Source organism: Chromobacterium alkanivorans (assembly GCF_016937655.1).
Classification (GTDB): domain Bacteria; phylum Pseudomonadota; class Gammaproteobacteria; order Burkholderiales; family Chromobacteriaceae; genus Chromobacterium; species Chromobacterium alkanivorans.
Genome location: NZ_JAFHKL010000011.1, coordinates 24,086 through 36,565, shown reverse-complemented (window position 1 = coordinate 36,565; position 12,480 = coordinate 24,086). Strand labels below are relative to the sequence as shown.

Here is a 12,480-nt window from a genome sequence, read left to right as displayed (position 1 = left end):
GCGCCGGATCGTCAAGCGGCGGGAGGAGTCGCCCCATCCCGCCGCGCATCGTCTCTGCCTGCCGCTCAGGCGCTGATCGTGGCCAGCAAGGCCTCGGCCTCGGCCTTGAGCGGGCCTTGCGCCTCCGCGATCAGGTCCTGCAACACCTCTTTGGCCCCGTCGCGGTCCCCCATGTCCAGGTAGACCTTGGCCAGATCCAGCTTGGTGGCCAGCGGATCGTCCAGCACCGACATGCCTTCGGCCTGCGCCGCCGGAGCCTCCGCTTCGGCGGCCGGCGTCTCCGCCAGCATGTCCTCGTACAGGGACTCGAACCCTGCCGGCTGGGCAGCCGGCGAGGCCGGCGCTTCGGCGGCCGCCGGCGCTTCCGCCGCCATGCCTTCCAGGTTGAAGTCGAAGTCCAGCAAATTGTTTTCCGCCGGCGCCGCTGGCGCGGCCTCCGCCTTGGCTTCCTCCGCCGGCGGCGTCATCTCCGCGTCCAGATCGAAGTTGAGCAGATTGGCTTCTTCCGCCTTCTTCTCCGCCTCGCCCTGGGGCTCGTCGAACAAGGCGGCCAAGGGGTCGTCCTGCGGCGCGGCCGCTTCCGGCGCGGCGGCCGGTTCGAACGGAAGATCCGGCTCCGGCGCCGCCGCCGGCTCGGACTCGCCGAACAGCTCCTTGTCCAGATCGATGCCGCCCGGATTGGACGCCGGCGCGGGCGCGGCCTCGATGTCCTCGCCCTCGCCGTCCGACAGATAGAGCGAGTTGGTCGGGTCTATGGAGCGCCCCATCGCCGCGGCCTTGGCCCATATCGGCCCATGGCCGTCGAAGGTGGCGTGCATTTCCCGCGCCAGCTTTTCAAAGCTGGCGACGTCCGGCCGCGCCGCGTAGATTTCCATCAGCTTCAGCCTCACCTCCTGGCGCGACGGATCTTTGGCCAGCGCGTCCTTGAGGATGTCCTCGGCCTGAACGTCGCGGCCGTAGGCGATGTAGACCTCGGCTTCCGCCACCGGATCGACCTCGGCCGCGTCGATGGCGCCGGCCGCCTGGGTGAAATTGCTCATGAAGGAATGGCCGCCGCCCACCGACGGCGGTTCCATGCCGGAAGACGCGCCGCGGCTCAAGGCGGCGCTGGTATTGTTGGCGGACAGCGACAAGGGCTTGCCGCCCTTGCGCCGGCGCGCCAGCAGCAGACCCAGCGCGCCCAACAGGCCCACGCCGGCCACGCCGCCGCCCACCAGCGGCAGGTGGTCGATGATTTTGTCCAGCAGCGAAGGCTCGGGAGGCGGCGGAGGCGGCGCCGCCGGCTTGGCCGCGGGTTTGTGTTCCGCCGGAGCGGGCTTGGCCGCGGGCGCCGGGGCCGGCGCGCTGGCGGCGTGCGCGGGAGCGCTGGCGGGCTCGGCCGCCGCCGCGGCCGGAGCGGAACTGGGACTGGCCGCCGGCAAGGGCTTGCCCGCCTGCAGGGCCTTCAGTTGCTCCTCCAGCGCGCTGATGCGCGCTTCCGCGTTCTTCAGCGCCTGCTCGCGGGCCGCCACTTGCTGTTCAAGATCGGTCAGCTTGCCGCCGCCCGCTTCGCTGGGCACCAGCTTCAGCACATCGGAGCCGGCCTTGGCTTCGCCCGCCGGCGCCGCGGGCTGGCCGCCCAGGATGCTGGCCACCTGAGCGGCGCTCAGGGATTTGATCTTGCGGCTGGTCGGCACTTTCAGCACCGCGCCCAGCTTGAGGCGGCTGACGTCGCCGTCGACGAAAGCGTCCGGATTGGCCTGGGCCAGAGCGGCCATGGTCTGGTCCAGCGTGGCGCCGCGCGGGCGCACCTTGCCGGCCAGGCCGCGCAGGGTGGAGCCGGACTTCACTTTGAGAATGCCGGGCTGCGGCCGCGCGATGGGCGCGGCGTTGCCGCGATAGCGGCTGGACAGATTGTTGTCGGCGTAACTGGGCACGTCCTGCACGATATTGGAGGACGGCGAGGCCATCGAGTAGTTGCTGGGATCCAGCAGCACCGTGTATTCGCGCACCGCGCGGCCGGAGGAGGTCTTGGCCTCCACCACGAAGCGCAGATAGGGATCGTTGATCGGCCCGGAAGAACTGATGCGTATCATCGCTCCGCGCGAGCTGGGCGCCACGCTGAAGCGCAGCGAGGACAACACCGTGGCGTAATCGACATTCAAATCCTGGAACGTGTCCGCCCCGGCCAGCCCTATTCTGGCGCTTTCCAGCTCCGCCGCCCGCACCCCGGTCAATTCGATATCGGCGCGAAACGGCTCGCCCAGATTGGACCTGACGTTGATTTTCCCCAGCCCTGCCCAGGCGCTGGCGGAGCAGGCCAAAGCCACCGCCAGAACGCCGATTCTGATTTTTGCCTGATGTGTCACTGTCAACCTTCCGGCACGGTTTATCTTGATTTTATTTGCGCTGGCCCCAGCGGGCGCAGACGGTAACTGTTGCAATCTTAGGCCCTGCCGCTGTTTTTAGCTAGATTTCATAATGACGCCGTTTGCGCGCGATTTCCGCCGCCGCCATGAAACAGGGCGGCACTCTCGCGAATGCCGCCCTCTGTCCGCGCCGCGCGCGGCTTCAGCCAAACAGCTGAAATCAGATCAAGCCATTCTGCCTTAACAGGGTTTCGGCGATATTCACGCAATTGAGCGCCGCGCCCGCTTTCACATTGTCGGCAGCCAGCCAGAAACTCAGCGTCCGGCCCTTGCCGCGCAAGCGGCTGACCCACACCGCCTCGTTGCCGGTGGCTTCCATCGGCGTCACATAGCCGCCCAGCTTGTCCGCGGCCACCACTTGCAAGCCTGCCGCAAGCAGGCGTTTGCGCGCTTGCTCCATGTCAAATTCATGTTCGAATGCCGCGTTCACCGCCCAGGCGTGGCCGAAGAACACCGGCACCCGCACGCAAGTGGCCTCCACTTGCAGCTGCGGCAGCGCCAACAGCCGCGTCAGTTCGCGCTCCAGCGAGCGCTCCTCTTCGGATACGCCGTCGGCGTCCAGCGCGCCGATCTGCGGCAACACGTTGAAGGCGATGCGCTTGTCGTAGACCCGGCTTTCGGCCTCGCGCTGGGAGAACAGCGCCGTGGTCTGGTCCGCCAGTTCCTCCATCGCCGCCTGGCCGCTGCCGGACACCGATTGATAGGTGGCCACCGAAACGCGCTGCAAGCCCAGCGGACGCAGCGCCGCCAGCGCCAGCGCCAGCGGCGTCACCGTGCAATTGGGCACCGCGGCCAGCGCGGCTTCGCCGGCGTCCGCCAGCAGCGCGCCGTTGATGGCGGGAATCACCAGCGGCACGCTGTCGTCTTCGCGGAAGGCGGAGCTGAAGTCCACCACCGCCGCGCCGGCCGCGCGCGCCTGCGGCGCGTATTCGCGCGCCAGTTCGCTGCCGGCGGCGAAGATGGCCAGCGCCACGTTTTCAAAGGAGAAACCGTCGATGGGATGCACGTCCAGCTCCAGGTTGCCGTAGGCGGCGGTTTCCCCTTCCTTGTCCGCCGCGTCCACGGCGAAGACGCGGGACACCGGCAACTGGCGCTGGGCCAGCAGTTCCAACACGGCCTGGCCCACCAGGCCGGTGGCGCCGACAACGGCAAGCTGAATAGAATTCGACATCGCTTTACTTTCTCAATCAATCATTTCAAACAGAATACCGCGCGCAAAAAAAGGGCACGTCTCAGTGCCCTTGTTCGCATCGCCGCGCGCTTGGCGCGCGGCTAGGCAGTAGGAACCCGTCAAAGCGGGCCCCAGGCTGCCGCCATTCTACCCTGTCAGCGCTCGATCAGGATACGCAACATGCGGCGCAGCGGCTCGGCCGCGCCCCACAACAGTTGGTCGCCCACGGTGAAGGCGGACAGGTATTCGCCGCCCATCGCCATCTTGCGCAGACGCCCCACCGGCGTGGCCAGCGTGCCGGTCACCGCCGCCGGGGTCAGCTCGGCCATCGAGGCCTCGCGGGTGTTGGGCACCACCTTGGCCCAGGGATTGGCGGCGGCCAGCATGGCTTCGATCTCGTCCAGCGGCACGTCGCGCTTGAGCTTGATGGTCAAGGCCTGGCTGTGGCAGCGCATCGCGCCCACGCGCACGCACAAGCCGTCCACCGGCACCGGATTGGCGGAGCGGCCCAGGATCTTGTTGGTTTCCACGCCGCCCTTCCATTCTTCCTTGGACTGACCGTTGCCCAGGTCCTTGTCTATCCACGGAATCAGGCTGCCGGCCAGCGGCACGCCGAAGTTCTGGCTGGGGAAATCGTCCGCGCGCAGGAAGTCCGACACTCTGCGGTCGATGTCGAGGATGGCGGAAGCCGGGTCCGCCAGCAGGCCGGACACCTGGGCGTTGATCGCGCCCATGCCGGACAGCAGTTCGCGCATATTCTGAGCGCCGGCGCCGGAGGCGGCCTGGTAGGTCATGGAGGTGGCCCACTCCACCAGATCGTTCTGGAACAAACCGCCCAGCGCCATCAGCATCAGCGACACGGTACAGTTGCCGCCGACGTAGTCCTTGACGCCGCGAGCCAGGCCCTGCTCGATCACCGCCTTGTTGACCGGATCCAGGATGATGATGGCCTTGTCTTCCATGCGCAGCGCGGAAGCCGCGTCCACCCAGTAACCGTTCCAGCCGGCGGCGCGCAGCTGCGGATAGACGGCATTGGTGTAATCGCCCCCCTGGCAGGTGACGATCACGTCCATGGACTTGAGTTCGGCGATGTCCTTCGCGTCTTTCAGCGCCGGGGTGTCGCGGCCGATGTCGGGGGCTTTGCCGCCCACATTGGAGGTGGTGAAGAACACCGGCTCGGCGATCACCGCAAAATCGTTCTCTTCGCGCATGCGCTGCATCAGCACGGAACCCACCATGCCGCGCCAGCCAACAAAACCTACTCTCACTGGGGTTTCTCCTGGTATCTGTCTGTCAAATCGTCGCGCCCGCCTGCGCGGCGGGCTGCTGTAATGTTGTCACCCCATTGTGCAGCGCGGGAAAGCGTCAGGCAATGGGGTATTTCGTTTTTATTGTATTCAAATCAGAACAGACGGTTCGCCAGGCTCCGGCCAAGCGATCCGTCCAGGCTTGGAGCCATCTTACAGCGCCGACACCACCGCATCCCCCATCGCCGAGCAGCTGACTTTTTCGCAGCCGGCCTCGTGGATGTCGGCGGTGCGCAGGCCGCGCGCCAGCACGGTCTTCACCGCGTTTTCCACCCGCAGCGCCGCGTCTTCCAGGCCGAAGGTGTAGCGCAGCATCATCGCCGCGGACAAGATGGTGGCCAGCGGATTGGCCAGGTTCTGGCCGGCGATGTCCGGCGCCGAGCCGTGCGAGGGCTCGTACAAGCCCTTGTTGTTTTCGTCCAGCGAGGCCGACGGCAGCATGCCGATGGAGCCGGTCAGCATCGAGGCCTCGTCCGACAGGATGTCGCCGAAGATATTGCCGGTCACCATCACGTCGAACTGCTTGGGATTGCGCACCAGCTGCATCGCCGCGTTGTCCACGTACATATGGGACAACTCCACCTGCGGATACTCCTTGGCCACGTCTATCATCACCTCTTTCCAGAACTCGGTGGTTTCCAGCACATTGGCCTTGTCCACCGAGCACAAGCGCTTGTCGCGCTTCATCGCGATGCCGAAGGCGACATGGGCGATGCGGCGCACCTCGCCCTCGCTGTAGCGCATGGTGTTGTAGGCCTCGCGCTCTCCCAGCTCGTTGACGGCAATGCCGCGCGGCTGGCCGAAGTAAATGTCGCCGGTCAGCTCCCGCACAATCATGATGTCCAGGCCGGACACCACCTCGGGCTTCAGCGTGGAAGCATTGGCCAGCTCCGGGTACAGGATGGCCGGGCGCAGGTTGGCGAACAGGTTCAAATCCTTGCGGATGGCCAGCAGGCCGCGCTCCGGCCGCAGCGGACGCTCCAGCTTGTCGTAGGCCGGGCCGCCCACCGCGCCCAGCAACACCGCGTCGGATTCGCGGCACAGCTTCTGGGTGAATTCCGGATACGGCTGGCCAAAGGCGTCGTAGCCTGCCCCGCCCAAGGGCGCCTGCTCGGTTTCGATCGGCAGGCCGTCCTTGCGCAGCACTTCCAGCACGCGTTGCGCCTGGGCGATGATTTCCGGACCGATGCCGTCACCCGGCAGAATGGCGATTTTCATGGTGTTTTCCTTTTCAGTCTTGATGACCGCGCCGGGTCAGCCGCTCAACCAGCGCCCGCTCGCAACATTTGAATACGATATAAGCCGCCATCGCGGCATAACCGGACGCCAGCAGTTCCAGCAACTGGCGCAGCGCGCCGTCCATCGCCGCCTGCCAACCGGCGTCCAGCCACAGCTTGAAATTCAATTGCAACAACAGCGCCAGATTGACCGTGCCCGCGCCGAACACCAGAAAGCTCAAGCCCAGCAGCACGAAAGCCCAGCAGGGATGGCGATGCAGCCAGGCCATCGCGCCACGCCGGTCCTCGCCGCGGGCGGCGCTCATGTTCTGGCCCACAGCACCATCACGTCGGAACTGAAGCTGCCGTCCGCCTCAATGGTGAAGTAATCGCGCACCTCGCTGCCCATCCGCTGTTGCAGCAGGCGGATGGCAGCAGCCATCTCCGGCGGCGTGCGCATGCGCGCGGTCCAGGCGTCGAAGGCCAGCCGCAGCCGCTGACGGCGCAGGCTGTCTACCGCGAAGCCGGCCTCGGCCAGCATCGTCAGCCATTCGCCAGCGCTGTAATTGCGCACATGGCTGGAGTCACGTAACACTTCCACCGCCTGCAAATGCGTGTCCAGCAAGGGCTGCCCCGGCGACATCACGTCTATCAGCGCCAGCCGACCGCCCGGCTTCAACACCCGCCGCGCCTCGCGCAGCGCCAGGCCAACGTCGCTCCAGTGGTGGGCGGAATAGCGGCTGAACACCAGGTCGAAGTCGCCGTCGGCGAAGGGCAGGCGCTCCGCTGCGCCCTGGCGCGTGCTCAGATTGTCCAGCCCGCGCCGGGCCGCTTCCGCCGCCACCACCTCCAACATGGCGGCCGACAAATCGTAAGCCACCACTTCCCGCGCCGCCCCCGCCACCTGGAAGCCGACATGACCGGCGCCGCAGCCCAGGTCCAGCACCCGCGCCGCGCCATGCTCCGCCGCCGCTTGGCGCAATTCGGCAAACTCCGCGCCTTCCGCATGCACCTGGCTGCTCAGATAGGCGGCGGCCTGGCCGCCGAACTGCTGCTCGACGTGCTGTCTATGTCCGTGACCGCCCTGCTGTAGCGTGCTCATCCAGCCTCCTCCGCTCCCGTCGTTCAGGCGAACAGCCACGGCTGCTCGCCGCGGCGCTTGGCTTCGAAAGCCTTGATCTCGTCCGCGTGCCGCAAGGTCAGGCCGATCTCGTCCAGGCCGCCCAGCAGGCAATGTTTGCGGTGTTCGGTGATGTCGAAGGAGAACAGCTGCCCGGCCGGCGTGCTCACCGTCTGCGCCGCCAGGTCCACCGTCAGCTGATAGCCCTCGGCTGCCGCGCATTCGCGGAACAGCTGATCCACCGCGTCCGCCGCCAGCACGATGGGCAGCAGGCCGTTCTTGTAGCAGTTGTTGAAGAAGATGTCGGCGAAGCTGGGCGCGATCACCACGCGGAAGCCCTGGTCGTCCAGCGCCCACGGCGCGTGCTCGCGGCTGGAGCCGCAGCCGAAGTTCTCGCGCGCCAGCAACACCTGCGCGCCCTGATAGCGCGGCAGGTTGAGCACGAAGTCCGGGTTCAGCGGCCGCTTGCTGTTGTCCATGCCCGGCTCGCCGTGGTCCAGATAACGCCATTCGTCGAACAGATTGGGGCCGAAGCCCGAGCGCTTGATCGATTTCAAGAACTGCTTGGGAATGATGGCGTCGGTATCCACATTGGCGCGGTCCAAGGGACAGGCCAAACCGGTCAGAGTGGTAAATGCTTTCATCGTCAATGCCGTTTCCGGGCGCTAGCGCCCGCCTTCATTAGAGAGTGCGAGGAGACAACCGCCCCGGCTGACGCCGGGGGCGGGCCGCCGCATCACATTTTGTTGGACACGTCCTTGGCGGCGTTTTCAATCGCCTGCCCGCCCTTGGACACGTCCTGGCCCACGCCCTTCACCGTATTGCAAGCGCTCAGGGTCAGCGCGGCCAGTACCAACAACAGCAGTTTTTGCATGATTCTCTCCTTGGAACGGTTACAACGAACGCACATCGACGAAATGACCGGTGACGGCGGCGGCCGCCGCCATCGCCGGGCTGACCAGATGCGTGCGGCCGCCCTGACCCTGGCGGCCCTCGAAATTGCGGTTGGACGTGGACGCGCAGCGCTCGCCCGGCAACAGGCGGTCCGCGTTCATCGCCAGGCACATCGAGCAGCCCGGCTCTCGCCACTCGAAACCGGCGGCCAGGAACACCTGGTCCAGGCCCTCGGCCTCCGCCTGCGCCTTCACCAGGCCGGAACCCGGCACCACCAGCACCTGCTTCACATTGGCGGCCTTGTGGCGGCCCTTGGCCACGCTGGCGGCCTCGCGCAAATCCTCGATGCGGCTATTGGTACAGGAGCCGATGAACACGATGTCCACCGCGATGTCGTGGATGGGGGTGTTGGCCTGCAAGCCCATATAGCTGAGCGCGCACTCGATGCCGCTCTTCTTCACCGGATCGCTTTCCCGCGCCGGGTCCGGCACCGCGCCGTCGATATCCACCACCATCTCCGGCGAAGTGCCCCAGGTCACCTGCGGCAGGATCTCCTCGGCGCGCAACACCACTTCCGCGTCGAAGGCCGCGCCCGGATCGGAACGCAAGGTGCGCCAATACGCCACCGCCTGCTCCCACTGCTCGCCCTTGGGCGCGAACGGCCGGCCCTTCACATAATCGATGGTCTTCTGATCCACCGCCACCATGCCCGAACGCGCGCCGGCCTCGATCGCCATATTGCACAAGCTCATGCGGCCTTCCATCGACAGGCTCTCGATGGCCTCGCCGGCGAACTCGATCGCATAGCCGGTGCCGCCGGCGGTGCCCATCTTGCCGATGATGGCCAGCGCCACATCCTTGCCGGTGATGCCGCGGCCCAGCTTGCCGTCCACCCGCACCAGCATATTCTTGGATTTCTTGGCCACCAGACACTGCGTGGCCATCACATGCTCCACCTCGGAGGTGCCGATGCCATGCGCCAGCGCGGCGAAAGCGCCGTGAGTGGACGTATGGCTGTCGCCGCACACCACCGTCATGCCCGGCAGCGTGGCGCCCTGCTCCGGCCCCATCACGTGCACAATGCCCTGGCCCTTGTCCTTGAACGGGAAATACGCCAGCGCGCCGAAGGCCTTGATATTGGCGTCCAGCGTTTCCACCTGCTGGCGCGAGATCGGGTCCTTGATGCCCTCGTCCCAATGATCGGTGGGCGTGTTGTGGTCCGCGGTGGACACCACCGAATCCACGCGCCACAGCGGGCGGCCCGCCAGCTTCAGCCCCTCGAACGCCTGCGGGCTGGTCACCTCGTGCACCAGGTGGCGGTCGATGTACAGCAAGGCCGTGCCGTCCGCCTCCTGGCGCACCACATGGCTGTTCCATAATTTGTCGTACAAGGTCTGTGCGGTCATGGTGTTTGCTCGAATCCGGTTATTCAACTTGAGACTGCCGCCGACGCCGCGGGTTTCCGCGCATCGGCCACAGGACTTTGTTCCGTGGACTTATCTTGGAGCCAAACTTTCCCGGCAACAAGCCAGTTGCTTATACTAGTAGCGATACTAATACCCAGAGCCCTGCCCCCATGACCGCCAGCAAAGACAGCGCGCCGCTGGGCCAATTCATCCGCGCCCACCGCGAACGGCTGAGCCCTGAACAAGCCGGCCTGCCACCCGGCCAGCGCCGCCGCGCCAAAGGCCTGCGCCGCGAAGAAGTGGCCGCGCTGTGCGACATCAGCACCACCTGGCTGACCTGGATAGAACAGGGCCGCACCCAATCCGTGTCCGCGCCCACCCTGGCCCGGCTGGCCGAGGCGCTGCGCCTGACCGCCGCCGAGCGCGACTACCTGTTCAACCTGGCAGGCCTCAAAGACCCGGAACCGGAATGGCGCGGCCCGTCCGAACAGGCCAAGGCGCTGTTAAAGCAGGCCACCGCCCATATCGACTCCCCGGCCTACGTGCTGGACGCCGAATGGCGCGCCGTGGCCTGGAACCCGCCGGCCCAAAGGCTGTTCCGCGACTGGCTGGGCCGGCCGGACTCCAGCCGCAGCCTGCTGGACTTCATCTTCCTGGCACCGGAAGCGCGCAGCTTCATCGACCAATGGGCGGAACGCGCCGGCCGCATCGTCGCCGAGTTGCGCGCCGATCTCAGCCCGCGGTTGAATCAGCCCGCCATGGCCGCGATGATTGCGGAGCTGGAAGCGAAAAGCCCGGAATTCCGCCAATACTGGCAACAGCAGGACGTCCAGGGCCGCGAGGGCGGCAGCCGCGTGTTCCACCACCCCAGCGCCGGCCGCATCGAGCACCAGCAGATCACCCTCAAGCTGGCCCAGGCGCCGGAGTACAAGCTGGTGATGCTGCTCTGAGTTCATGCCGGGGACATGGCCATTTCTTTATATTGAACGCTCCCGGGTTTGGGCACACTGCGCCGCACCAACAAAAAGGCGGCGCTAAACGCCGCCCATACCGCCTCAGGAGCGCTTATGAAAATTTCCGACCTATTGCTCAGCTGCATTCACCCGCGTGGTTCCGCGGACCCGGACACCCCGCCGCAAACCGCACTGGCCGGCGAACTCAAACGCGCGCAGAACAGCGACGCCAACGCCGCCCTGCTGCGCGCCGCGCCCAGCCCAAGCGCCGCCCGCTCCCGCGCCCACGACAGCGCGCTGAACCAGGCCAGACGCCGCTTCGCCACCGCCGCGCCCGCCGGCGTGGACCCGGCGTTCAAACCCGCCCAGCAACGCTTCGCCCACTGGCTGAACCAGCAACCGCTCAATACCTGGCGCCAACTGCTGCACAATCACCAAGCCCGCGAAGTGCACGCCTTCATCGACGCCCACACCGAAGACATGGTGCGCCGCGATCTGGCGAGGACGCCCGGTGCGGACGCCAAAGCCCTGATCCAGACTTACCGTGAAGCCATGATCGCCGCCGCCGCCCAGCTCCACCCGCAACAAGCCGAGCGCTTCCTCCAGGGCGGTGTCAGCACCCTCAGTCAGCAACTGGAGCAACTCAGCCAGCAGGCAGGGCTGGACTGCAGCAATAAACGCCCGCTGCAACAACAGGCGCTTCAGGAACTGATACACGCCACGGCGGACCAAATAGCCGACGCGCTGGAGCAGACCAAACCGCAACTGCTGCGCAAAGCGTTGGAGCAGGCCAGCAACGCCTACCAGGCGCACCCGGCCGCCACCCGCCGGCAAGCCGCTTGCCAGGCCGCCGCCCAGACCTTTGCCGGCGAACGCGAAGCCAATGACCAGAACACGCTGGGGCTGTCTCTGCGCCGCGCCGGCGGCACCCGCCTCAGCCGCCGTCATTACGACTCCATCCGCCTGAGCCGGGAAACCTTCGCCCAACGCCGGATCACCCTGGGCAAGCGCGCCAACTAAACCAGTCCTAAAGCCCCACCCAGCGCCCACCGCATCGCCGGCGGCTGGGACCGGGGCGGCTTGGCCGCAAGCCCAAGCCCAAAACTCGGCGGCCGCGCGCCCTTGACCCGCCCCGCCCGCGCCGCCACAATCGCCTGCGTGCCGATCCACATCCGGCACTGGGACTGGAACCCCATGTTTCTTTGAGAATAGGCATTGCCCGCAACAGGCAATGCCGATGAGACGCGCGCGCCAGTACGGCGGGGGCGGATCATAGGTGCGGCCAACGCCGTACCGGTTTCTTGAAGAGCCGGAGTTCCAGCCTGTGATCTCGCTCCCGCCACCCGACTGGAACCGGACAACGGGTCACTTAGCATCTTCAAGGAGATAGCAAATGTCTCATGAACTTCCCCCGCGCCGTCATTACCGGCCCAAGCCTCACGAAACCCAGGCCACGCAGCTGCCCTTCGTCCGCCACCTGCCGCAACGCGGCCAGCCCCACCATTGGCAGATGCCGCCCGCCGACGACTACGTGGACGCCTGCGCCTACGGCCGCGAATGCGCCGCCCATCTGGCCCAATACCTGAAAGACAATCCGGACCGCCACAACAAGGGCCTGCTCGGCAAGATCGCCTACGACATCGACTTCCGCGACCCTCACCATGCCCGCGGCTATTGGGTGGGCTTCTTCAACTACGCGGAGCAGTTGATGGTGCTGGGCGCGCTGCGCTGCGACGTCTTCCAGCACGTGGACAGCGTGCACGCGCTGCAACGCGCGCTAATCGCCAAAACCGAGCTGGAAGGCAAAACGCCCGGCCGCAATAGCTAAGGCGTAAAAAAGCGGCGCGCCGGATTGGCGCGCCGCTTTCAAATTCCCACCCATTAAAAAATCTTAACCCCAGCCATTCAAACCTCAAAACCATAAGATTTATATCTCACAAGAAACACAACCCAAAAGCAACATTTTCCTCACAAAATCAATCGCCGCAACATTAAAAATGGCGA

The 12,480-nt window shown here is 66.1% G+C and carries 12 protein-coding genes; 3 read left to right on the top strand and 9 right to left on the bottom strand.

The features are described 5' to 3' along the window. Positions 1 to 65 precede the first annotated feature (65 nt). From JW897_RS18580 to leuC, 9 genes are all read right to left on the bottom strand, one after another. Positions 66 to 2,348 carry a motility hub landmark protein FimV gene (locus tag JW897_RS18580; protein WP_338030580.1) on the bottom strand — a complete coding sequence of 761 codons (2,283 nt, stop codon included), beginning with the start codon at positions 2,346 to 2,348 and terminating at the stop codon, positions 66 to 68. 220 nt (positions 2,349 to 2,568) lie between these two features. Next, complete coding sequence (locus tag JW897_RS18575) at positions 2,569 to 3,579, bottom strand: aspartate-semialdehyde dehydrogenase (protein ID WP_048412193.1); 1,011 nt, start codon at positions 3,577 to 3,579, stop codon at positions 2,569 to 2,571. A gap of 155 nt (positions 3,580 to 3,734) precedes the next feature. Next, the gene (gene asd / locus JW897_RS18570; RefSeq protein WP_205467231.1) at positions 3,735 to 4,847 is read right to left on the bottom strand and encodes an aspartate-semialdehyde dehydrogenase; all 1,113 of its coding nucleotides are present in this window, start codon (positions 4,845 to 4,847) and stop codon (positions 3,735 to 3,737) included. A 192-nt stretch (positions 4,848 to 5,039) separates the two neighbouring features. Continuing rightward, positions 5,040 to 6,104, bottom strand: a complete 1,065-nt coding sequence (gene leuB / locus JW897_RS18565) for a 3-isopropylmalate dehydrogenase (RefSeq protein ID WP_048412195.1) — start codon at positions 6,102 to 6,104, stop codon at positions 5,040 to 5,042. Between the two features lie 13 nt (positions 6,105 to 6,117). Further along, on the bottom strand, positions 6,118 to 6,429 hold the full coding sequence (locus tag JW897_RS18560; RefSeq protein ID WP_205467230.1) for a hypothetical protein: 312 nt from the start codon (positions 6,427 to 6,429) through the stop codon (positions 6,118 to 6,120). Then, positions 6,426 to 7,205, bottom strand: a complete 780-nt coding sequence (locus JW897_RS18555; protein WP_205467229.1) for a class I SAM-dependent methyltransferase — start codon at positions 7,203 to 7,205, stop codon at positions 6,426 to 6,428. The genes JW897_RS18560 and JW897_RS18555 overlap by 4 nt, the downstream gene beginning before the upstream one ends. Positions 7,206 to 7,228: 23 nt before the next feature. Next, positions 7,229 to 7,867, bottom strand: coding sequence for a 3-isopropylmalate dehydratase small subunit (gene leuD, locus JW897_RS18550; RefSeq protein WP_205467228.1), 639 nt, complete (start codon positions 7,865 to 7,867; stop codon positions 7,229 to 7,231). Positions 7,868 to 7,959: 92 nt separating this feature from the next. Further along, the gene (locus JW897_RS18545) at positions 7,960 to 8,097 is read right to left on the bottom strand and encodes an entericidin A/B family lipoprotein (RefSeq protein WP_081544472.1); all 138 of its coding nucleotides are present in this window, start codon (positions 8,095 to 8,097) and stop codon (positions 7,960 to 7,962) included. A gap of 19 nt (positions 8,098 to 8,116) precedes the next feature. Beyond that, on the bottom strand, positions 8,117 to 9,523 hold the full coding sequence (gene leuC, locus JW897_RS18540; protein ID WP_205467227.1) for a 3-isopropylmalate dehydratase large subunit: 1,407 nt from the start codon (positions 9,521 to 9,523) through the stop codon (positions 8,117 to 8,119). 170 nt (positions 9,524 to 9,693) lie between these two features. On the opposite strand from leuC, the gene JW897_RS18535 reads away from it, so the two are divergent. From JW897_RS18535 to JW897_RS18525, 3 genes are all read left to right on the top strand, one after another. Next, positions 9,694 to 10,473, top strand: a complete 780-nt coding sequence (locus JW897_RS18535) for a helix-turn-helix transcriptional regulator (protein WP_205467226.1) — start codon at positions 9,694 to 9,696, stop codon at positions 10,471 to 10,473. 117 nt (positions 10,474 to 10,590) lie between these two features. Further along, positions 10,591 to 11,496 carry a hypothetical protein gene (locus JW897_RS18530; RefSeq protein ID WP_205467225.1) on the top strand — a complete coding sequence of 302 codons (906 nt, stop codon included), beginning with the start codon at positions 10,591 to 10,593 and terminating at the stop codon, positions 11,494 to 11,496. Positions 11,497 to 11,869: 373 nt separating this feature from the next. After that, complete coding sequence (locus JW897_RS18525; RefSeq protein WP_205467224.1) at positions 11,870 to 12,304, top strand: hypothetical protein; 435 nt, start codon at positions 11,870 to 11,872, stop codon at positions 12,302 to 12,304. The last annotated feature ends 176 nt before the right edge of the window (positions 12,305 to 12,480 follow it).